Raw genomic sequence first — 20,267 nt, forward strand, 5'->3', positions numbered from 1 at the left:
GCGCGGTTCGGGGAGACCCGGTTCGGCGGCGCGGTGGCCGTGCCCGGCCGGCAGCGCCCTTCCGTCGTCGCGGCGGCCGTGTCCGGGGCCCGCAAGGCCCGGATCGCGGACGCGTGGGGGCGCGGGACCGGGATGCCCGGGCCGGCCGCCTGGGTGGGTCCCCGTCCCGGAAGGCCACCGCCGATGTCCGCCGCCCCTCTCGCAGACTCGTCCACACCCGACATACCCGGCGTACCCGACATACCCGCCGCACGCTCCGTCCCCTCTGTCCCCTCCGTCTCCTCCGTGTCCCCTGTCCTCGCCGAGGTCGTACGTTCCGGCTTCGTCGAGGGCCGCCATCGCGGCAGCCTGGTGCTGCTGGCCGCGGACGGGTCCATCGAGCTGGCGCTCGGCGAGGTGGCGACGCCGGTCTTCCCGCGTTCGTCGAACAAGCCCATGCAGGCGGCGGGTGTGCTGCGCGCGGGGCTCGACCTGGCCGGGGAGCGTCTCGCCCTCGCCGCCGCGAGCCACTCCGGGGAGGCCTTCCACCGCGATCTTGTCCAGAAGATGCTGGCTGAGCACGGGCTGACGACCGGGCAGCTCCAGTGCCCGCCCGATCTGCCGCTCGACCCCGCCGAGGTGGAGACCTACCTCGCCGCGGGTGCCGTCCGCGACCGGGTCACCATGAACTGCTCCGGCAAGCACGCGGCGATGCTCGCGGTGTGCGCGCTGCGGGGCTGGCCGACGGAGTCGTACCTCGACCCCGGGCACCCGCTCCAGGAGCTGATCCACTCCGTGGTCGAGGAGGTGGCCGGGGAGTCCGTCGCCGCGGTCGGCACGGACGGCTGTGGGGCGCCCCTGATGGCCATCAGCCTCACGGGCCTCGCCCGCGCCTTCCGGTCCTTCGTCCTCGCCGCTCCCGGCTCCGCCGAACGCCGCGTCGCCGACGCCATGCGTGCCCACCCCGAGTACGTCGCCGGTACGCGGCGTCCCGACACCTGGCTCATGCGGGAGGTGCCGGGCGCCCTCTCCAAGATGGGCGCGGAGGCCGTCCAGGCGGTCGCCCTTCCGGACGGGCGGGCCCTCGCCTTCAAGATCGACGACGGTGGGGGCCGGGCGTTGGGGCCCGTCCTGGCACGGGCGCTGGGCCTGCTGGGGGTGGACGCACCGGTGGTGTCGCGGATCGGGCGGGCGCCGCTGCTGGGTGGGGGGCGCGAGGTGGGGGAGATCCGGGCGACGTTCTGAGCGGGCGTGGGCGTGGGCGGGGGCTGGAGCGCCGAGTTTTCGCCCCCTCCGCCCCTGCCCGTCCCGTATCTGGGGCTCCGCCCCAGACCCCGTGGGTGGTTCTTCTGCTGCGGGTAGGTGGGGGCTTGTCGCGCAGTTCCCCGCGCCCCTGACGGGGCGCACCGAACAAACGCTGGGCCGGGGGCGGGCAAAACGAGCGGGCGCCGCCATCGTTGGCGACGCCCTGCTCCCCCACGTCCAGGCGACCGTGGGTCCTGGACACCTTCTGATCCTTCTCCTTCCGCGCGGGCGATGACTTGTGATCCGTAGCGATTCAGTTGTGGCTGCGCATTCAGTTGTGGCTGTGCTGTGCGGTGGTGCGGACTGACCGAGCTCCCGGCTCCCCTCCGGAAGGGAGCCCGGCCAGCCGGACTGCCGGACGACGGGGCCCGGTCAGCCGGACTGGGCGAGCAGCATCACGAGGATCACCGCTCCGATGCCGCTGATCACGGTGTTCTTGGCCTTGAGGCCGATGGACAGTGCGACGAACGCGATGATGCCCATCGGCCCGTACTTCCACTGGATGAGCTGTTCGAATCCGATGGCGAGGGCGGCGACGGCGAGGGCGATGAGCGGCATGACGGTCCCTCCTTCGGGACGGGGAGGTGGACCCCCGCTGAGGACCGTCCGCCCGGTCCACCTGGCTGACAGGTGCGACTCCGGCGGCCAACCCCCGGGAAGTTTGACCATGTTGCGCAAGTTGGCGACCAACTCAATGGTACTTATCTCCGCGTTGGGTCGACTCATAACCACCTATCAAGTAACTGCCCAAAGATGGCGGGAAGTTGTAGTGTTTGGTCGTGGAGCCGGAACACGCCGCCGTCAGTGGGCGGAACAGGTCACCACGGCCACAGAGGTCACACCGAGAGGTGGCCGACGAGCTGCGCAGCCGGATCAGGTCCGGTCAGCTGCGGGCGGGTCAGCGCATGCCCACGCAGGCCAAGCTCGCCGACGAGTTCGGCGTCGAGCGCGGTGCCGTACGCCAGGCCCTGCGCATCCTGCAGTCGGAGCATCTGCTCGTCAACGTGTCCAAGGGGAGCCCCGCGACCGTCGCCGACCACCCGGAAACCGCTCTGACCGGCCCGGAAGCCCCGCCGCAGCCCACCACGGTGGCACTCGGCGCGCGGATAGCGGCCGCCTTCGCGGCCCCTCATGTGGAGATCGACGCGCTGTGTCTGACGTCGATCTCGCTGACCCTCGCCATGGGCGAGCCCCTGCGCCAGATCCACGCGGGGCGTATAAAACCAGCCAGGGTCGACGTCCGTGTGCTGCTGCCGAGCAGCGATATCGACCTCGCCTTCCCTGCCCCTGTCGACCCCTCCGCCGACGGCCGGCTCCAGCGCAACTGGCTGGCCAACCGTAATGCCCAGGGTCAGGTGCTGCGCCACAATCTGCTCGCCCTGAGGTTCACACACGGCATCGACGTGAACGTCACCTTCCGGGCGCTGCCCTTCACCCCGCCCGTGAAGCTGTATCTGCTCAACGGCACCGAGGCCCTCTTCGCGTATTACACCCTGACCAAGCGCGAGGAGGAGATCGACGATGTGCACCTGGAGATGTACGACGTCCAGGGCACGCAGTCCATGCTCTTCCCCTTCACTCAGGGCGCCGGTCTGCGGGACACCACGTTCGTGGAGCAGTCCCACCTGTGGTTCAACGCGCTGTGGGAGACCATCAGCTCGGAGCTGCTGCTCACGAACTGATGGCCTCCGAGGCTGCTTCGAGGCTTCCTGGGCGGGAGGCGTCGCAGCAGCTCACAGGGCGGGTCCGGCGACCATCAGGGCGAGCACGACCGCCCCGATGGAGCTGCACATAGGACTCTTCGCCTTGATCCCGATGGTGAGCAGCAGCAGTCCGACGATGCCCATCGGACCGTAGTGCCACTGGACGAGCTGCTCGAAGCCGACGACGAAGACGGCGGAGAGGAGGGCGATGGCGGGCATGGTGGTACCTCCTGCTTCTTCTGTGACCTGCTCGGGGTGGTACGTGCCACGGATGGGCGAGGGGGAGGCAAAACTTCCGCCATCTTGGCCAAGTTGGTAACCAACTCTTGTTATGTTGTCCCCACTTGGTCCTATGTCATAAACAACTTTCAAACAACTCCCGTTAGATGGAGCAGAGTTGTAGCGTTTGGTCGTGACCCAGGAGAACGTCGCAGTGAACGGCAACAGAAGGCTCTCGCCCCAGGAGATCGCCGACGCCCTGCGGGACCGGATCCGCAGCGGAGACCTGAAGGCAGGGGACCGCCTGCCCACCCAGGCCGAGTTGGCGGACGAGTTCGGCGTCGAGCGCGGCACCGTCCGGCAAGCCCTGCGCGCTCTCCAGGAGGACGGCCTCCTCAGCAACGTCAGCAAGGGCAGCCCACCGCGGATCGCGGAGGTTCCCCAGCCCCGGGACGAGCCTCAGCCACCGATGGTGGGACTGGCGCCGCGCCTCGCCGAGGCGTTCGCGGCGCCGCACGTCCGCGTGGACGCCGCGTGCCTGACCGCGGAGACCCTGATGCTGGCTCTCGGTGAACCGGTGCGCCTGATCCATGAGGGCAGGATCCGTCCTGAGTCGATCGACGTACGGATCCTGCTGCCCTCCCGAGACATCAACCTCGCGTTCCCGGTCCCGGTCGAGGGACGCGGCGAGGACGACTCGGTCCACGAACGGTGGCTGGCCCAGCGCAATGCCCAGGGGCACGTCCTGCGCCACAACCTCCACTCCCTGCGCTCCTCCCACGGCATCGATGTCCGCGTGACCTTCCGCGCCCTGCCGTTCACCCCGCCGGTGAAGCTGTACCTCCTCAACGAGTCGGAGGCACTGATCTCGTACTACATGATCACCAAGCGGGAGGAGGAGTGGGACAGCGAAACCCTCGAGATGTACGACACTCTCGGCTCCGCCTCCCTCCTCTTCTCCTTCGAGAAGCGAGCCGGCCAACGGGACGCCGCCTTCGTGGAGGAATCACAGAAGTGGTTCAACGCCCTCTGGGAAACCATCACCACGGACCTGACACTCTCCTAGTGACTTCAGAAACGGCGACGCAGACTGATCCGGTGGCGAAAGAGACTGAATCCCTCCGGGAATTGATCAAGAGCGCGCGGTTCGTGCTCTTCGACTTCGACGGGCCGATCTGCCGGCTGTTCGCGGGGCTCCCGGCGCAGCGAGTGGCCAGGGAGCTGGTGCAGTGGCTCGAGGACCTGGGGCTGCGCGAGCTGCTGACAGAGGAGGAGCGGGTGCATCCGGACCCGCACGTCGTCGTGCAGGCGGTCAATCGCAGACATCCCGACAGCGACCTGGTGATGGAGCTGGAAGAGCGTCTCACCCTGCTGGAGCTCAAGGCCGCGGCGACGGCGTATCCCACCCCTTACGCGGATCCGCTGATCAGGACGTGGGCCGCTGTGGGTTCCCGGCTGGCCATCACCACCAACAACTCCCCGTTGGTGGCGGCCCAGTATCTGGAGAGCCGTGGCCTCACGGAGTGTTTCGCGCCGCACGTCTACGGCCGCACCCAGAACCTGGCCCTCATGAAGCCGAACCCGTACTGCCTGACCCGGGCGCTGAACGCGATGGGCGCCGCGCCGTCCGAGGCCCTGATGATCGGCGACGCACCCTCCGACTTCGACGCGGCCGAGGCAGCCGGCGTGCCCTTCTTGGGCTACGCGCGTAACGAGCGCAAGGAGCGGGAACTTCGGGCCTCCGGGGCCACGCACACGGTGTCGTCCCTGGACACGGTGCTGGGTCTGCTGCGCTCCGAGGGGTGAGTGCGTGAGCGGGGGCCAAGGGGATTACGGCGGGCGAGAATGCCGGCGGGTCGTGGAGACGCTGCTCGAGCGCATAACCAGCGGGGCCTATCCCCTGCGGACCATGTTGCCGCCGCAGCGAGAACTGGCCGCGGAGTTCGCCGTCTCCAGGGATACCGTGCAGCGGGCGTTGAGGGCGTTGGCCGACGAAGGATGGATCGAGTCCCGCCAGGGCAGTGGGTCGCGTGTGATCAGAACGGCACGAGTGGCTCGGACTACGAGCGGCACGGCTCGGGGTCGCCCCGTGTCGGCGGGTGAGGTCATCGGCCGGGCCTTCGAGCGCTCCGAAGTCACCCTTGACGTCTTCTCGCTCACGTCCGAGTCCCTTGACGCGCACGTCCGCCTGCAGGCGGAACGGATCGGGGCCCGGGAGATCGCGCCGGAGCGGATCGCCCTGCGCGTACTGCTGCCGTCCGAGGGCCTGGACCTGCCCTATCCGCGGGCCAGGGACGACGCGGAAGACCCCCGCCCGCAGGAGCGCCTGAGGGAGATCAGGCGCCGACACACCGAGTCGCTGCGACGTCTCGTGCAGGATCTGAAGGTATGGGGCCTGCCCTCGTCCGTCAGTCTGGAGATGCGCAGCGCACCCCTCACGCCCGCGTTCAGGCTCTGGCTCCTCAATGGCACCGAAGTGCTCTTCGCTCCGTACGAGGCGGTGGAGAGGGTCGTCGTGGTCGATGACGGCGAGGAGATCGAGGTGATCGACGTCCTGGGACTCGGGGCCACTTGCACGCACCACATCAGCGACGACGACCCGTACTCCCAAGGTTCCGTCTTCGTGAGCAGCATGCAGGCCTGGTTCGACTCCGTCTGGAAGCTGCTGGCGCGATAGAGGTTGTGCAACGCAAGGGTGAGTTGGTTGCCAACCGACGTAGAGTTGTCCTGAGTTGGCGCGAGGTTGAGACCCAGGAGAACGTTGCGGTGAACGGCAGCAGAAAGTACTCGCCCGAGGAGATCGCCGACACCCTGCGCAGGCGCATACGGGGCGGCGAGCTGAAACCGGGCACCAAGCTGCCGACCCAGGCCGCGCTGGCGGAGGAGTTCGGGGTGGAGCGGGGCGCCGTACGCCAGGCCCTGACCAGCCTTCATACAGAGGGTCTGCTCAGCAACGTCACCAAGGGCAGGCCCCCCACCGTGGCCACACCGCCGGTCGCCGTCGAGACGGAACCCCAGCCCACGCTGGTCGGCCTGGCACCGCGCCTGGAGGCCGCGTTCGCGGTGCCGCATGTGCGGCTGGACGCGGTCTGTCTCACCGCGGAGACGCTGATGCTGTCGATGGACGCCCCCATGCGGCTGATCGAAGAGGGCCGCGTGCGCCCCGAGTCGGTCACGGCCCGCATCGTGCTGCCGAGCAAGGAGCAGCGACTGCTCTACCCCGCGCCCGCCGACGGCTGGGGGCACGACGAGGAGGTCGACGAGGCCGTGCACGACCGCTCCATGACCCAGCACGAGTACCAGATCAATGTGCTCAGCCAGCACTTCCGGCGTCTCAAGCGCCGGTACGAGATCCCCGTCACCGCCGCCTTCCGCGTGGTGGACAACACCCCGTACAGCAAGGTGTATCTGCTCAACAACACCGAAGTCCTCCTCGCTCACTACACGATCGGGAAGCGCGAGGAGGAGGTCGACGGGGAGCCGATGCTGCTGCGCGATGCCTCGGGTACGCGCTCCACGCTCTTCTCCTTCAACAAGGAGTACGGCGCCCGGGACGAGCAGTTCGTCGACGACACGCAGAGCTGGTTCGACGCGTTGTGGGAGGCATTGGAACCCGACTACCTGACGGTCTAGAGACGGGACCAAACCCGTGTGGCCACGGCTCCGAATGGGTTGTGTCGTCAGCCGCCTTCCGGGAGTCGGGACCATGAGCCGTTCAGGGGATGCGCCGCCACGCGGACGTGCGGGAACAGGACGCGGCCAACAGCGGGCAACCGTGGCGGCGGAGTTGACAGTGTCCGACCCGGTGCCTGGTGCGCGCGGTACGAGGCGCTAGATTCTGCGACCATGCCGTCCCCTCTGCCACGCAGAGCGCATCAGGCGCTCGTTCACCGGCTCGCGGAGTCCAGAAGACTGCGCGGAAACGGTGAGGTGCTCAGGGGCCACCACAACATCAACTACATCCTGCCGCTCGGCGTCGGACTCGCCCTCTTGCTCGGCACCGTGCCCTTCGCCCGGGCGAAACTGCGGATCCCGCTGGACACGGTGGAGGTGGTGCCGCGCATCTGGCCGAGCGAGGCGGAGGTGCTGCGGGTCGTCTCCCGCCATCTGCGGGAAGTGCCACGCTGCCTCGCCGACTTCGGAGACCACTCTCTGCACGCCTACCGAAGAGGCCGGGCGCTCAGCGAAGAGATTCACGACGATGACGTGAACGACGACCTGATGCGCGCGTTCGCGGACTTCTTCGTCAGGACCGCGCGGATCCCCGTCACCGAACTGCCGCCCCGCCCCGCCGACTGGCCGGACGACGGCGACAGCGAAAGATTCCTGCACTGGCTCGTCGATTTCACCGAGGAGCGGGTGCACCGGGCCAACCGGGACACCTTCGGCTCCCTCTTCGATGACGTCCTGATCCCCGAGGACGCGATGGCCACCTTCAAGCGGAACCACACCGGGCTCACCTCGCGCCCCTTCAGACTCCTCCACACCGATGTCCACCGGGCCAACGTCGTCCGGCGCAACCGTCGACTCACCGTCATCGACTGGGAGTTGGCGATATACGGAGACCCCCTGCACGAACTCGCGACGCACATGGTGCGCATGGGGTACGGGAAGCAGGACAGGGACCGTATGACGGCGCTGTGGGCCGAGGCCATGCGGCGTGCCGGACATGACGAGCTGACGGCCGGGCTCGACCACGATCTGCCCGTGTACGTGGCCTTCGAATACGCGCAGTCCGTGTTTCCGGACGTCATGCGCGCGGCACTCGGTCTCCCGGAAGAGCCGGACGAACTGGACTTCAGGGCGGCGGGCCGCAGGATCTGCGTGGCGATAGGACTGGCACGGGAGCCCCTGCAGCTCATCGACGTGCCGGATCTGGAGCGCACGGTGAAGGCGCTGCGCAGGTGGCACGAGACACACGTCGCCGGTCGCTCGACGGGCCGCCCGGCTGATGGCGACGGAATGACGGCGGAATGACGGAACGACGGAACGACGGGATGCTGTGACGCGGGACGACGAGGTCGGGCGTACTCGGGCCGGTCAGGACGATCGGATCGGGCGCCCTCAAGAGCACGGTCAGGCCGATCAGGGCCGTCAGGCCGGACGCAGGAGGCTGAACGACCTCCGCGGCATGCGGGAGGTCGCGCGGTTCGTGACGAGCGGCCGTTGCGTGCTCTTCGACTTCGACGGCCCGCTCTGCCGACTCTTCCCGGACCAGTCATCCGCACCCCTGGCCAAGGAGCTGCGCGGTGTCGTCGCGTTGCGCGGCGCCGGAGAGCTGCTCACGCCGGAGGTCCGCGCGTCCATCGATCCACAGGTGGTGCTGCGGGCTGTGGACCGAGCCCGCCCCGGCAGCGACCTGGTCGCGGAGCTGGAGGACCGGCTCGCGGAGGGCGAGGCCGCCGCGGCGGCGATCGCGCCGCCCACACCCGGTGCGGATCTGCTGGTCCGCCGCTTGGTGGACGCCGGGGTGCGCGTCGCCGTGGCCACGAACAATTCGCCCGAAGCCGTGGCCACGTACCTGCGCAGGGTGAACCTCCACGAGTGCTTCGCGGGCCACATCCATGGCCGTACCGACGATCCGAAGCGGCTGAAACCCGACCCCGACTCTCTGCACCGGGCGCTCCAGGGCCTGGAGGCCGAGGCGTACAACGCCCTGATGATCGGGGACATGCCCACGGATCTGGACGCGGCACGCGAGGCCAAGGTGGCCTTTGTGGGCTACGCCCGCGATGACACGGAGGCCGGCCCGCTCTGGGACGCCGGTGCCCAACTCGTCGTCTCCCGCCTTGTGTTGTTGTCGGCCGTGATTCCGTTGTCCCTTTCCTGACGGCCCCTGCGGCAGGCACCATGAGCAGGCTCGGTTCAACACAGGTGCCAACAGGGGGATTTGGTGTCCGAAGCAAGGTCGTCGCTGAGTAGCAGGGTGGCCGCGGGATGGGCGCGTGCCGAGAGTGTGGTGACCAAGGTCCTGCTCCTGGTCATCTTCGGCATCGGACTCATCGCGCAGTTCGTGAAACCGGTCGGCGACGCACTCGAAGGAAAGGCCTACCTGGGCGGGGCGCTGCTCAGCCTGGTGGGATACGTGCTGTATGCCGAGGTGCAGCGGCTGAACGGGGCGCATCAGGCGCAGCGGGAGCACACGGAAAATCTGTATGAAACCGTCCAGCGCCTGAATTCGATGCTCCGCCCCCAGGCGGGGGTGATGGTCACCCCCGCCGATCTGGAGGCAGAGTTCAAGGAAGCCCTGCAGGCCGGCGGGGAGATCCACCTCGCGGCCATGGGCTTCACGGGAGAGACCTTCGCCACGCCGCTGAAGCGCATTCTGGAGCGGCTTCCGCCCAATAGTCGTCGCATCGTGCACATACGGGTTCTGGTACCGGACTTCACCAAGGAGATAGAAGTCCCCGGCTTGCTGGGAGCGGACGGCAAGGTCGGGGACGCCCCCGATTTCCGTCACGAGCTGGTGCGGCAGATCGCGGGGTACCAAGCCCTGCTGAAGTCGATGATCATCAGGATGCGGGACAAGGACCAGGGGAAACTGACCGTGAGTTTCCGAGTGATGCACATGTCGCCCTCACTCAAGCTCTATCTCATCAACGACGACCAGGCCTTCGAGGGCATATACGACAAGATCGAGCTCCGTCGCGACCAGTACCGCTCGCCGGAGCCGGCCGGGGAAGGAATCGAGACGAACGGCCGGCTCCTCGACCCCCAGGGATACGACTCGCTCCTGACACGCTGGAGCAGAGACGACGGCGAGCGCGCCCGCGAGATCATCGTCCGGCGCCGCGAACTCTTCGACACGTTCTGGAATGCCGCGCACGAGCTGTCGGTGGTCTCCGGCACGAACGGGGCACAGCCCTCGTAGGCCGAACCGGCGGTCCGGAAAGGCGCTTTGTCGCCCATCTCGCGCGAGGGGGCGGCTAAGGTGTCCGCCAACTTCGAGCCGCTGCGAGATGCCTTGGGAGCGCAAGTGGCCGTTCGTACCTGGCTGTCCTCGTCCATCGCGCCTGCCGTCGCCACCGTCCTCGGGCGAGCTGCCCCCGTGGAGGGAACGCCACTCGCCCATTGGTCTGACCCAGGAAAGCCCGTGGATCCTTTGGTGATCGACGAGCTGGCCGTACTGATGGCGAGGCTGATGTGCGTCCGCAAGGAACTCCTGCCCGCGCTCCCGCCCGGCTGGCCGCGCAACGAAAGGGACAGCAGAGCGTTTCTGACGTCCTTCGCCGGCTTGACGGAGCAGCACCTCATCCGCCCCAACTGGCATGAGTGCGGAGGCCTGTTCGCCGTACTCGGCGTACCGGAGGACGGCCTGACCCGGTTCGCCGAGGGGGTGCCCGCCATGGCGCGCCGCCCCTACGGCCTGCTGCACACCGATCTCCACCGGGACAATGTGCTCCTCGCGGACGGCGCCGAGTATCCCTTCGTGGACCTGCCGCGACTGGTCCGCGGCGACGTACGGGGACCCTCTGTACGGTCTCGCCAGCCACCTGGTGCGCATGCGGTACCCGCAATCGCAGTGGGACGAGGTGGTCGCCGCCTGGGCCCAGGCCGTACAGCGGACCAGACCTGCCGCGCTGAACGGCCTCACCAAGGACCTCCGCCACTACGTCGCCTTCGAGCGGGCCAGTGCCGCCTACGCCGACGTGATCACAGCCGCGCGGTCGCTCGGGACGTCGTACGACGCCGAGCGGCTGCGGTTCGCCGCCGCGAGGGTGCGCGGCGCTCTGGAAGCCGCCACCGACGCCCTGCGTCTGACGCGCGTGCCGGGGGAGGATGAGATCGAGCGTGCGCTACGGCGGTGGCAGCTGGCCCGCGTCGCCCGGCACGGCGGCACGCTGCCGGGCATGGCATTCGAGTGGAAGCCGGACGAGCGTGTCCCGGAGCGCTCGGACTTTCCCCGTACCGCCGTGACGTCGGCGCTGGCCCGGGAAGGCTCCGTGCCCGCGGGCCGGGTGTTCACCGGGACCGCGCACCTCAATATGGCCGCCGCCACGGCCGCGCTGGGCCTCCGGGCAAGAGGCCAGGGAGGTCAGAGCGGTCAGGGAGGCCAGGGAAGTCAGGGCGGACGGGGAGGACGGCAGACCCCGGTCACACCTTCAGCACCACCTTCCCCACCAGCCCCCGCCCCTCAATAGCCGCATGGGCATCCCCCGCCCGCTCCAGCGCAAACACCTCGCCGATCACCGGACGGAGGCGCCCCGCCGCGGCCTCCGCGAGCGCGTCGGAGGTGTAGCGGTGCAGGTCGGCGGGGCTGAACTGGACGTCCCCGATGCCGAAGAGCTTGATGGCGCGGCGGGTGGCTTCGTCCGGGTCGATGGGGGAGAAGCCGCCCGACGGTGCCCCGTGGGCCGAGAAGCGGCCGCCGTCGGCCGTCAGCGCGAAGGCGGTGGCGCCGAGTTCGCCGCCCACGCCGTCCAGGACGACGTCCGCGGCTTCGGTGGAGCCGCCCAGCGCGTGGCGGGCGGCCCGCGGCCAGTCGGCGTCGGTGGCGTCGATCGCCGCGTCCGCGCCCAACTCCCGTACCAGGGCGAGTTTCGCGTCGCCCCGGGCCACTGCGACCACCCGCGCCCCGCGCGCGTGGGCCAGCTGGATGAGCAGCGTGCCCATGCCTCCGGAGGCGCCGAGGACGAGTACGCGGTCGATGGGGCGGACGTCGGTCAGTTCGAGCAGGCCTGAGGCGGTGACGCCGTCGTGGACCAGGGCCGCGGCCTGGAGGAGGTCCAGGGAGTCCGGCACGGGCGTCAGGGCCGAGACCGGGGCGATGGCTCGCTCCGCGTAGCTGCCCGTCACGAAGGAGACGACCCGGCGGCCCAGCCACTCGGCGGGTACGTCCGGGCCGACGGCGCCGACCACACCCGATACGCCGCCGCCGGGGACGTACGGAGGTGTCACAGGGAAGAAGTCGCGGCCCCAGCCCGCCCTCACCTGGGTCTCCACGAAGATCGTGTCCGCGTACGCCACGTCGATCACGACCTCGCCGGGCGCCGGGACCGGGTCCGGCACCTCCACCGGGACGAGAACCTCGGGGCCGCCGAACGCCTTCACGTGCACTGCTCGCATCGGTCACTCCTGAGCCTGGGGAATCGGGATATCTCCATACCGGGCTGCCGCACCGGGTACTGCTCGCAGTCTTCGACCTCGAGTTCGGTTGAGGTCAAGGATCGATCGTCCGGAGGGTGCGTAGGCTCGGGGCATGGGTGAGATCGGACTGCGCGAGCGCAAGAAGCAGCGGATGTACCAGGCCGTCTCCGACCTCGCGATCGGGCTCTTCCTGGAGAAGGGCTTCGACGCGGTGTCCGTCGCCGAGGTCGCGGCCGCGGCCGAGATCTCCAAGCCGACCCTCTTCCGGTACTTCCCGGCCAAGGAGGACCTGGTCCTCCATCGGTTCGCCGATCACGAGGACGAGGCCGCGCGTGTGGCCGTGCGGGGCCCCTCCCCGGTGGAGGCGCTGCGGCGGCACTTCCTCGACGGGCTGGAGCGGTGCGATCCCATCACCGGGCTCAACGACCACCCGGACGTCCTCGCCTTCCACCGGCTGCTCTACGGGACGCCCTCGCTGGTCGCCCGGGCGTACGCGTATCTGGAGCGGTCCGAGGCCGCCCTCGCCGAGGCACTCGGCGGTGACCTCGGCGCCCGGCTCGCCGCCGGGCAGATCGTCGCCGTACAGCGCGTCCTTGCGCTGGAGAACTGGCGGCGGATCGCACAGGGGGAGGCCGTCGAGCAGGTGCGGCCCGATGCCGTCGCCGCGGCTGAGGAGGCGTTCGCGCGGTTGGGGGCGGGGCTTCCGCAGTACGCGTAAGGGGGCCCTGCCCCGGCAGTGCTGGGCAACCCAGTAAAAAATGTAACTCGGTTACGTTATTCCGTTATCCTTCATGGAATGACGTCACCCGACCCTGCCCACGGACCGTCCCTCACCCGCTCCCTGATCCGCTCCCTCACCCACGAACGCACCTACCACAACACCTGCCGCGCCGCCCTCGCCGCCATGGTCGACGGTGCCGAGGAACAGGTCGTCACCGGCGAAGACGTCTCCGCCTCCGGTGCCGACGCCGAAGTGCTCGGATACCGGCTGCGCAGCCAGGCGAAGGAGCTGCGCGAGCTGCCCCAAGGGCCCTTGTTCTTCGGCAAGCTGGAGTTCGTGGGGGACGCGGGTGCGGCCGGTGAGCATGCCGGGCAGAGCTATCACATCGGCCGGTTGCGGATCACCGAGCACCCCTCCGCCCCACCCCTCGTCGTCGACTGGCGCGCGCCCGTCTCGCGCGCCTTCTACCAGGCGAGCGCCCGCGACCCGCAGGGCGTCGCCGTGCGCCGGCGGTTCGGCTGGGCGCCGGGAAGCCGCGGGGAGTCGGCGGACCTCACGGGACTTGAGGACGAGCACATCGGAAAGGGGCAGGCGCCGGACAGCCACATCCTCACGAGTGAGATCGAGCGCCCCCGCGTCGGCCCCATGCGCGACATCGCCGCCACCATCCAGCCCGAGCAGGACGATCTCGTACGAGGTGATCTCGCGGCCTCGGTCTGTGTGCAGGGCGCCCCCGGCACCGGCAAGACGGCCGTCGGCCTGCACCGGGCCGCGTACCTCCTCTACACGCACCCGCAGCGCATCCGCCGCGGCGGTCTGCTGATCCTTGGCCCCAACCGCACGTTCCTCACGTACATCTCGGAGGTGTTGCCCGCGCTGGGTGAGACCGGCGTGCGGCAGTCGACCGTCGGGGACGAGATCGCCCGGCATCCCGTGACGGCACGGGACGACGAGCGCGCCGCCGTCGTCAAGCACGATCCGCGGATGGCGGAGGTGCTGCGCCGGGCCCTGTACGGGAACATCGGCGCCCCCGCCGGCTCCCTCGTCGTACCGGACGGTTCGTACCGCTGGCGCGTGCCGGTCGACGAACTCCGCCGCGTCGTGGACGGCGTACGGGCCGAGGCACCCCCGTACGCCGTCGGGCGCGAGCGCGTACGGACGCGGGTCGTGCGCCACGTACAGGAGCAGGCCGAACGGCGCGCCGGGCCGTGTACGCACGCCTGGGTGCAGAAGATCTCGCGGGCCCGGCCGGTCGGCGCGTACGTCGACGCCGTGTGGCCCAGGGTGCGTCCCGAGGAGCTGCTCGCTCACCTCCTCACCGATGCCGAGGTGTTGGCGACGGCGGCCGACGGGCTCCTCGACGCCGACGAGCAGAAGGCGATCCTGTGGGCGAAGCCACCGCGCTCGTGGAAGTCGGCGCGGTGGTCCGCCGCCGATCTCGTCCTCCTCGACGAGGTCGCCGGGCTCATCGAACACCCTGAGGGATACGGCCACTTGGTCATCGACGAGGCGCAGGATCTGTCGCCGATGGAGTGCCGGGCGATCGCGCGGCGGGCGTCGTTCGGGTCGCTCACCGTGCTCGGGGACCTCGCGCAGGGCACGACACCCTGGGCGGCGCGGGACTGGGGCGAGCTGCTCGGGCACCTGGGGAAACCGGACGCCGGCGTCGTACCGCTGACGACCGGTTTCCGGGTGCCGGCCACCGTCGTCGAACTCGCCAACCGGCTGCTGACGCGACTGGACGTGGCGGTGCCGCCCGCTCAATCCCTGCGCCGGGACGGCGAGGTGAGGATCAGGCGGGCGTCCACCTCCGGCTCCGAGTCCAAGTCCGACTCCGACTCCGACTCCGACTCCGACGTACTGTCCGTGACCGTCGACGCCGTGCGCGGCGCGCTCGCGCACGAGGGCTCCATCGGGGTGATCGCCGCCGACGCCGATGTCGTACGGGTCCGGGAGGCGCTCCACGCCGCCGGGATCGAGACCGCCGGACCCGACGAACTGGGCGCGCGTGTCGCGGTGGTGCCCGCCGGGCTCGCCAAGGGGCTCGAGTACGACCACGTCGTGGCCGTCGAGCCGGCGGCCGTCGCGGAGGCCGAGGCGCGGGGGCTGCACCGGCTGTACGTGGTGCTGACGCGGGCGGTGTCGCGGCTGGACGTGGTGCACGCGCGCCCCCTCCCCTGGTGAGTCGCGCCCACTTCCCTGGTGAGTCACGCCCCCTCTCCTGGTGAGTCGCGCCCTCTTTCCTGGTGAGTTACCAGGGAAGGGGCGCGCCGTCGCGGAAGAAACCGCCGGTGGGGCCGTCGTCTGGGAGGGTGGCCGCCCACACGACGCTCGCGGCGCCCTCCTCGACCGGTCGGCCGCCCGGCCCGCCCATGTCGGTGGCGACCCAGCCCGGGCAGACGGCGTTCACCAGCACCCCGTCGGCGCGCAACTCGGCGGCGAGCATGCGGGTGAGGGCGTTGAGGGCCGCCTTGGACGCGGAGTAGGCGGGGGTGCCGCCGCCCATGCTCGTCAGGGACGCGGCCTCGCTGGAGACGTTCACGACGCGCGGGTGCGCGCTGGCGCGGAGGAGGGGGAGCAGCGCCTGGGTCAGCCGCCAGGGGCCGTACAGATTCGTCTCGGCCGCCTCGCGTACGACGTCCAGGTCGGCGGTGATCGCGCGCTGCCACGTGTCGTACGTGATCGCCGCGTTGTTGATCAGGACGTCGAGGGCGTCGATGTCCCGGGCGGCGGCGGTGATGTCGGCCTCTGAGGTGACGTCCAGGCGGAGGGGGCGCGCGTTCGGTCCGACGGCTCGCGCCGTTTCCTCGGCGGCCTCGGCGGACCGGGCGGTCACGAGCACGGTGTGACCGGCGGCGGCCAGCTGCCGGGCGACCTCGCGGCCGATGCCGCGGTTGGCGCCGGTGACGAGTGCGATCACCGCCACGCTCCCGGGGAGGTCAGGAGGGGCATCAACTGCTCTTCCTCGTAGGTCAGATGGGCTTCGAGTTCGGTGGTGAGGCGTTCCACCTGGGAGAGTACGCGGCCGGCGTCCGCGTCCTGCGGATCCTCGGCGACGACGCGGCGCAGCTCTTCGAGGAGCTCGGCGATCCGCTCGTGTTCCTGGCGCAGGCGGTCCAGGGCCGGGGCGAGTTCGGGGTGACGGTCGGCGAGGAGCGGGAAGATGCCGAGTTCCTCGCCGGTGTGGTGGTTGTGGAGGCCCTGGCAGAGGGTGAGGCAGTTGACGCGGAGCTGGGCGCCGAGGCGGGAGGTGCCGGTGGCCGTGAACTCCTTACGGATCAAGGTGAGTTCACGCCGGAACGCGTCGTGGACAACCTTCAGGCCCTCGGCCATGGAGCCCGCGTTCACGTTCGGCGGGCCGTCCAGGGGGATCGGGTGCAGGGCGACGACGGGGATCACGCGGTCCGTCTTCGCCTGGTACTCCGCCCATCCCGGGTCGTCCTCCACCGCGCGGGCGAAGACGGCGTCACGTTCGGCACGTTCGAGCACGACGGCCTCCGCCTCGTAGGTGAAGACGCCGTCCTCGACGGTCACCCGGGGGTGCGCGACGAGATTGTGGAACCAGTCGGGGTGCTGGGGCGCACCACCGGCCGACGCGACGACGAGCACCCGCTCGCCGCCGTCGGGGTAGAAGCCGACGGGGGTCGTGTGCGGGGTCCCCGTCCGCGCCCCGGTGGTCGTCAGCAGGAGCAGCCGTGCTCCCTCGAAATAACCGCCGACGCGCCCGTTGTTGGCACGGAATTCATCGATGACCTGCTGATTGAAGGGGTTGGGCATTCTCTGCTTTCTTGTTTTTGGGCAGGGGAAATTACCGCGGGGGCGGCGGATACGGTTTCATCGCAGCCCGCGGTGCGAATACGCGCGTGAGGGTGTGCGGGACCCCGAACAAGGGGCGCACAAGGAAGCCGTACGTGGGTGCCGTACGAGTACGTGGGTGCCGTACGAGGGAGAAGTCGTACGCAACTGTCGTACGAGGGAGAAGTCGTACGCAGATGTCGTACGAAGAAAGGGCAGGCGGGGCTCTACCCCGCCCCGGCCTCACTCGGAGGCCGGGCAACCAACTCGCTCACGGCACAAGGCCGACCCGGCAGTCATGGGCGCAACGGTAATGCCAGGAACACCGTTGAAGCAATGCCGTATTCGTTCCGAGTGATTTCAGCCGTCGAGGGTGGCGAATTCGAGTGCGTTGAGGCGATCGCGGTCGGCGATGACCTCGATCTCGGTGATCAGGCCGTCCTCCGCGATGGTGAAGCAGAGGACCAGGCGGAGGTGGCCGCGGGGAGCCATGGCCAGGCCGACCGTTCCGTCGAGGAGGGCGAGGCCGGTGAAGTGGGCGCGGCCGGTGGCGGCCATCGCGCCCTTGGCGACGGTGACGGCGCCGGTGACCACGACCGGTTCGGGGGTCGGGATGACGGACTTGTCGGCGTGCAGGACGACGTCCGGGTGGAGGAGGGCGACCAGGGCGTCGAAGTTTCCGCCGCGGGTGGCGGCGAGGAAGGCCTCGACGACGTGCCGCCGGCGGGTCAGGTCGGCCTCCGGCAGGGGTGAGGCGCCCTTGACCCGGCGTCGGGCGCGGCTCGCGAGCTGGCGTACCGCGGCGGGGGAGCGTTCGAGCATCGGGCCGATCTCGTCGAAGGGCACGGCGAACATGTCGTGCAGGACGAAGGCGAGCCGTTCGGCGGGGGAGAGGGTGTCCAGGACCACCAGCAGCGCCACCCCGACCGAGTCGGCCAGCACCGCTTCCTCTTCGGGGTCGCCGCCGTCCTCGGGGCTGACGGCCGGGTCGGTGAGCAGCGCGTCGAGGGGTTCCTCGCGCTGCCGCTCGCGCGTGCGGAGCATGTTCAGGCACACCCGCGCGACGACCGTGGTCAGCCACCCGGCGAGGTTGTCGACGTCGCTCGTGTCGGCGCGGCTGGCACGCAACCAGGCTTCCTGGAGGGCGTCATCGGCCTCGCTCACCGAGCCGAGCATCCGGTAGGCCACCGCCCGCAGATGCGACCGGTGCTCCTCGAAACGCTCCGTCGGCCATGCGCTCTCGCCCACCGTGTCACATTCCTTCCTCGCGGGGTGTCAGAGAAATAGAACACCGAGAACCCGCTGAGGGGACAGGGATTTCGAACCCTCGCCCCCCACACCCTGGGAGCAGTCATGACGTCAACCATCCTGGTCACCGGCGGTACCGGAACGCTGGGGAGCCTCGTCGTCCCGCTGTTGCGGGAGGCCGGGCGCGAGGTACGGGTGCTGAGCCGGCACGCCCGCGAGGCCACCGGCGGCGTCGAGTACGTGGCCGTCGACCTGCTCAAGGGCGAGGGCATCGACAAGGCTCTGGAGGGCGTCGACACCGTCCTGCACCTCGCGGGCGGCCCCAAGGGCGACGACATCGCGACCCGCAACCTGGTGCGGGCCGCCCGGTCCGCGGGCGTACGGCACCTCGTGTACATCTCGGTCATCGGGGCGGACCGGGTTCCGCTGGCCTGGCTCAGGTCAAAGCTGGACGCCGAGCAGGCCATCGCCGACTCGGGGCTGCCGTGGACGACGCTGCGGGCCGCCCAGTTCCACGAACTGACCCTGAAGATGGTGCAGTCGATGACGAAGATGCCGGTCTTCCCGGTCCCGGGCGGTCTGCGCCTCCAGCCGGTCGACGCACGCGACGTCGCGGCCCGCATCGCGGAACTCACCCTCGGCAGCCCGGCCGGACTGGTGCCCGACCTCGCGGGTCCCAAGGTCTACGGCCTGGACGAGCTGGCCCGCGGCTACCTCAAGACCCGCGGCAAGCGCCGCCCAATGCTGCCGGTCCGCATCCCCGGCAAGGCGGGCCGCGCCTACCGGGCGGGCGACAACCTGACGCTCGACGGGGCGGAGATCGGCAAGCGGACGTGGGAGGACTTCCTGGCGGAGCGGTTGGGCCAGCGCCGCGGCTCAGGGGCTGAGGGACTGAGGGGCTGAGTGGCTCAGAGGGGCGAGGAGGCTCAGCGGGACGGGACCCGGGCTCCCTATGAGCACCCCATGATCGAGGGCAAGTTGGTACGGCTGCGGGCGCTGCGCGCCGAGGATCTGGACGCCCATGTGCGCCGACGCAACGACCCGGAGGCGGTGCACTGGGCACCGGCGGCGACCCGCACTTCGGCCCGGTCACCCGCGAGGCGGTGGCGCACTTCTACGAGGCCCGGCTGCGCGACGACCCGCGCCTGCAGGCCACGTTCACCGTGGACGACCTGGCCGACGGCCGCGCGATCGGCATGGCCGACTACCGCGACCTCGACCCGTTCGCCGGGCGCGCGACGGTCGGCATCACCATCGGCGAACGCGACCGCTGGGGCGGCGGCTACGGCTCCGAGGCCCTGCGCCTCCTCCTGGGCCACCTCTTCGGCCCCCTCCGCCTGCGCCGCATCGAACTGGACACCTGGAGCGGCAACGAACGCGCCCTCCGCACCTTCCGCGCGGCCGGCTTCGTCGAGGAGGGCCGCAGAAGATCCAGCGTCCGCGTGGGCGACGAGTGGCACGACACCGTACTGTTCGGCCTCCTCAACGAGGAGTGGACCCCCGACCACTGAGAGCCGACCGCCGATCGGCCAACCAGTGAGTACGGCCCGCCGGCATGCGCACAACCCAGATGTCAGACCCGCCTGACACAGTGCCGCGCATGGACACGGATTCCTTCTGGGAGCTCATCGAACAGTGCCGGAGGCACAGCCGAAGTCAGGACGAACGGCTCGCGTGGCTCCGGGACCAGCTGTCCCGGAGGCCTCCTGCGGAGGCGGTGCGATTCCAGGTGTGCCTGGACCAGGTGACCCACGAAGCCTTCACCTGGGACTTGTGGGCCGCGGCCGACCGGATCTTCGGCGGCTGGTGTTCGGACGACGGGTTCTGCTACTTCGGCCTGTGGTTGGTGGGGCTCGGCCGGGCAGCCTTCGCACGGGCCGTGGCCGATCCCGACACCCTGGCCGACACCCCTGAGGTCCGGTGTCTGGCGGGACGCCCCCGGGAGGGCTGGAACAACGACGACTGGCCGGGGTGGGAGTCCCTCGACTACATCGCGATGGAGGCGTACGGGCGCCTCACCGGCGTCGACGACGACTGCGGCGACGCTTTTCACGAAGCGGTCGATGCGGTCGAAGCGGAGCAGGGCGGTGCGAACGGCAACCTCGGGCCGCGCGGCGCGCGATGGGACGTGCGGCGCGAGGACGAGGCGGCGCGCAGACTGCCGAAGCTGAGTGCGATGTTCCCGCTGCGGCCGCTGACCCGGTGAACTC

General features: G+C 70.0%; 21 protein-coding genes and 2 pseudogenes. 17 read left to right on the forward strand and 6 right to left on the reverse strand.

All coding sequences use genetic code 11. The features are described 5' to 3' along the window. Nucleotides 1-183 precede the first annotated feature (183 nt). Nucleotides 184-1,224 (forward strand): asparaginase, encoded by a 1,041-nt coding sequence (locus tag ACFY0T_RS44795; RefSeq protein WP_388884308.1) that lies wholly within the window; start codon nt 184-186, stop codon nt 1,222-1,224. Between the two features lie 432 nt (nt 1,225-1,656). Here ACFY0T_RS44795 and ACFY0T_RS44800 read toward each other — a convergent pair whose 3' ends face one another. Then, the gene (locus ACFY0T_RS44800) at nt 1,657-1,842 is read right to left on the reverse strand and encodes a hypothetical protein (RefSeq protein WP_388884309.1); all 186 of its coding nucleotides are present in this window, start codon (nt 1,840-1,842) and stop codon (nt 1,657-1,659) included. Between the two features lie 215 nt (nt 1,843-2,057). Here ACFY0T_RS44800 and ACFY0T_RS44805 point away from each other — a divergent pair, with 215 nt between their 5' ends. After that, nucleotides 2,058-2,966 carry a FadR/GntR family transcriptional regulator gene (locus ACFY0T_RS44805; RefSeq protein WP_388884310.1) on the forward strand — a complete coding sequence of 303 codons (909 nt, stop codon included), beginning with the start codon at nt 2,058-2,060 and terminating at the stop codon, nt 2,964-2,966. 51 nt (nt 2,967-3,017) lie between these two features. Here ACFY0T_RS44805 and ACFY0T_RS44810 read toward each other — a convergent pair whose 3' ends face one another. Further along, nucleotides 3,018-3,206, reverse strand: coding sequence for a hypothetical protein (locus tag ACFY0T_RS44810; protein ID WP_388884311.1), 189 nt, complete (start codon nt 3,204-3,206; stop codon nt 3,018-3,020). Nucleotides 3,207-3,393: 187 nt separating this feature from the next. On the opposite strand from ACFY0T_RS44810, the gene ACFY0T_RS44815 reads away from it, so the two are divergent. The 10 genes and pseudogenes from ACFY0T_RS44815 (at nt 3,394) to ACFY0T_RS44860 (ending at nt 11,347) form a co-directional block, all read left to right on the forward strand. After that, complete coding sequence (locus ACFY0T_RS44815; protein WP_388884312.1) at nt 3,394-4,272, forward strand: GntR family transcriptional regulator; 879 nt, start codon at nt 3,394-3,396, stop codon at nt 4,270-4,272. Beyond that, complete coding sequence (locus tag ACFY0T_RS44820) at nt 4,221-5,012, forward strand: HAD family hydrolase (RefSeq protein ID WP_388884313.1); 792 nt, start codon at nt 4,221-4,223, stop codon at nt 5,010-5,012. The genes ACFY0T_RS44815 and ACFY0T_RS44820 overlap by 52 nt, the downstream gene beginning before the upstream one ends. A 52-nt stretch (nt 5,013-5,064) precedes the next feature. Continuing rightward, nucleotides 5,065-5,229 (forward strand): annotated as a pseudogene (locus ACFY0T_RS44825) (winged helix-turn-helix domain-containing protein); the annotation flags it as partial. 66 nt (nt 5,230-5,295) lie between these two features. Next, a complete protein-coding gene (locus tag ACFY0T_RS44830) occupies nt 5,296-5,883 on the forward strand; it encodes a hypothetical protein (protein WP_388884369.1) in 588 nt (195 codons plus the stop codon). An 89-nt stretch (nt 5,884-5,972) separates the two neighbouring features. After that, complete coding sequence (locus ACFY0T_RS44835) at nt 5,973-6,839, forward strand: GntR family transcriptional regulator (protein ID WP_388884314.1); 867 nt, start codon at nt 5,973-5,975, stop codon at nt 6,837-6,839. A gap of 213 nt (nt 6,840-7,052) precedes the next feature. Then, nucleotides 7,053-8,183 carry a phosphotransferase gene (locus ACFY0T_RS44840; protein ID WP_388884315.1) on the forward strand — a complete coding sequence of 377 codons (1,131 nt, stop codon included), beginning with the start codon at nt 7,053-7,055 and terminating at the stop codon, nt 8,181-8,183. 154 nt (nt 8,184-8,337) lie between these two features. After that, complete coding sequence (locus ACFY0T_RS44845; protein WP_388884316.1) at nt 8,338-9,036, forward strand: HAD family hydrolase; 699 nt, start codon at nt 8,338-8,340, stop codon at nt 9,034-9,036. A 63-nt stretch (nt 9,037-9,099) separates the two neighbouring features. Next, the gene (locus ACFY0T_RS44850; RefSeq protein WP_388884317.1) at nt 9,100-10,077 is read left to right on the forward strand and encodes an ATP/GTP-binding protein; all 978 of its coding nucleotides are present in this window, start codon (nt 9,100-9,102) and stop codon (nt 10,075-10,077) included. 60 nt (nt 10,078-10,137) lie between these two features. Continuing rightward, nucleotides 10,138-10,653: pseudogene (locus tag ACFY0T_RS44855) on the forward strand (phosphotransferase); the annotation flags it as partial. Between the two features lie 55 nt (nt 10,654-10,708). Then, the gene (locus ACFY0T_RS44860) at nt 10,709-11,347 is read left to right on the forward strand and encodes a hypothetical protein (protein WP_388884370.1); all 639 of its coding nucleotides are present in this window, start codon (nt 10,709-10,711) and stop codon (nt 11,345-11,347) included. On the opposite strand, the gene ACFY0T_RS44865 is transcribed toward ACFY0T_RS44860, so the two are convergent. Beyond that, nucleotides 11,301-12,272 carry a zinc-binding dehydrogenase gene (locus ACFY0T_RS44865; protein ID WP_388884318.1) on the reverse strand — a complete coding sequence of 324 codons (972 nt, stop codon included), beginning with the start codon at nt 12,270-12,272 and terminating at the stop codon, nt 11,301-11,303. The genes ACFY0T_RS44860 and ACFY0T_RS44865 overlap by 47 nt on opposite strands. 133 nt (nt 12,273-12,405) lie before the next feature. On the opposite strand from ACFY0T_RS44865, the gene ACFY0T_RS44870 reads away from it, so the two are divergent. Both ACFY0T_RS44870 and ACFY0T_RS44875 read left to right on the forward strand, forming a co-directional pair. Then, nucleotides 12,406-13,011, forward strand: a complete 606-nt coding sequence (locus ACFY0T_RS44870) for a TetR family transcriptional regulator (RefSeq protein ID WP_388884319.1) — start codon at nt 12,406-12,408, stop codon at nt 13,009-13,011. A gap of 78 nt (nt 13,012-13,089) precedes the next feature. After that, nucleotides 13,090-15,198, forward strand: a complete 2,109-nt coding sequence (locus ACFY0T_RS44875) for a HelD family protein (RefSeq protein WP_388884320.1) — start codon at nt 13,090-13,092, stop codon at nt 15,196-15,198. Nucleotides 15,199-15,265: 67 nt separating this feature from the next. On the opposite strand, the gene ACFY0T_RS44880 is transcribed toward ACFY0T_RS44875, so the two are convergent. The 3 genes from ACFY0T_RS44880 to ACFY0T_RS44890 form a co-directional block, all read right to left on the reverse strand. Then, the gene (locus ACFY0T_RS44880; protein WP_388884321.1) at nt 15,266-15,934 is read right to left on the reverse strand and encodes an SDR family NAD(P)-dependent oxidoreductase; all 669 of its coding nucleotides are present in this window, start codon (nt 15,932-15,934) and stop codon (nt 15,266-15,268) included. Then, nucleotides 15,931-16,791 (reverse strand): nitroreductase/quinone reductase family protein, encoded by an 861-nt coding sequence (locus tag ACFY0T_RS44885; protein ID WP_388884322.1) that lies wholly within the window; start codon nt 16,789-16,791, stop codon nt 15,931-15,933. The genes ACFY0T_RS44880 and ACFY0T_RS44885 overlap by 4 nt, the downstream gene beginning before the upstream one ends. A 378-nt stretch (nt 16,792-17,169) precedes the next feature. Beyond that, the gene (locus ACFY0T_RS44890; protein ID WP_388884323.1) at nt 17,170-18,057 is read right to left on the reverse strand and encodes a sigma-70 family RNA polymerase sigma factor; all 888 of its coding nucleotides are present in this window, start codon (nt 18,055-18,057) and stop codon (nt 17,170-17,172) included. Nucleotides 18,058-18,162: 105 nt separating this feature from the next. Here ACFY0T_RS44890 and ACFY0T_RS44895 point away from each other — a divergent pair, with 105 nt between their 5' ends. The 3 genes from ACFY0T_RS44895 (at nt 18,163) to ACFY0T_RS44905 (ending at nt 20,263) form a co-directional block, all read left to right on the forward strand. Continuing rightward, nucleotides 18,163-18,960, forward strand: a complete 798-nt coding sequence (locus tag ACFY0T_RS44895; protein ID WP_388884324.1) for an SDR family oxidoreductase — start codon at nt 18,163-18,165, stop codon at nt 18,958-18,960. 200 nt (nt 18,961-19,160) lie between these two features. After that, complete coding sequence (locus ACFY0T_RS44900; protein ID WP_388884325.1) at nt 19,161-19,568, forward strand: GNAT family N-acetyltransferase; 408 nt, start codon at nt 19,161-19,163, stop codon at nt 19,566-19,568. Between the two features lie 89 nt (nt 19,569-19,657). Then, nucleotides 19,658-20,263, forward strand: coding sequence for a DUF4240 domain-containing protein (locus tag ACFY0T_RS44905; RefSeq protein WP_388884326.1), 606 nt, complete (start codon nt 19,658-19,660; stop codon nt 20,261-20,263). The last annotated feature ends 4 nt before the right edge of the window (nt 20,264-20,267 follow it).

It is taken from the genome of Streptomyces sp. NPDC001530, from assembly GCF_042894545.1.
Taxonomy (GTDB): domain Bacteria; phylum Actinomycetota; class Actinomycetes; order Streptomycetales; family Streptomycetaceae; genus Streptomyces.

Coding starts and splice junctions, on each gene's coding strand:
- ACFY0T_RS44795 (WP_388884308.1), top strand. CDS start 184: ATGTCCGCCGCCCCTCTCGCAGACTCGTCCACACCCGACATACCCGGC.
- ACFY0T_RS44800 (WP_388884309.1), bottom strand. CDS start 1,842: ATGCCGCTCATCGCCCTCGCCGTCGCCGCCCTCGCCATCGGATTCGAA.
- ACFY0T_RS44810 (WP_388884311.1), bottom strand. CDS start 3,206: ATGCCCGCCATCGCCCTCCTCTCCGCCGTCTTCGTCGTCGGCTTCGAG.
- ACFY0T_RS44840 (WP_388884315.1), top strand. CDS start 7,053: ATGCCGTCCCCTCTGCCACGCAGAGCGCATCAGGCGCTCGTTCACCGG.
- ACFY0T_RS44845 (WP_388884316.1), top strand. CDS start 8,338: ATGCGGGAGGTCGCGCGGTTCGTGACGAGCGGCCGTTGCGTGCTCTTC.
- ACFY0T_RS44860 (WP_388884370.1), top strand. CDS start 10,709: ATGCGGTACCCGCAATCGCAGTGGGACGAGGTGGTCGCCGCCTGGGCC.
- ACFY0T_RS44865 (WP_388884318.1), bottom strand. CDS start 12,272: ATGCGAGCAGTGCACGTGAAGGCGTTCGGCGGCCCCGAGGTTCTCGTC.
- ACFY0T_RS44870 (WP_388884319.1), top strand. CDS start 12,406: ATGGGTGAGATCGGACTGCGCGAGCGCAAGAAGCAGCGGATGTACCAG.
- ACFY0T_RS44875 (WP_388884320.1), top strand. CDS start 13,090: ATGACGTCACCCGACCCTGCCCACGGACCGTCCCTCACCCGCTCCCTG.
- ACFY0T_RS44885 (WP_388884322.1), bottom strand. CDS start 16,791: ATGCCCAACCCCTTCAATCAGCAGGTCATCGATGAATTCCGTGCCAAC.
- ACFY0T_RS44895 (WP_388884324.1), top strand. CDS start 18,163: ATGACGTCAACCATCCTGGTCACCGGCGGTACCGGAACGCTGGGGAGC.
- ACFY0T_RS44905 (WP_388884326.1), top strand. CDS start 19,658: ATGGACACGGATTCCTTCTGGGAGCTCATCGAACAGTGCCGGAGGCAC.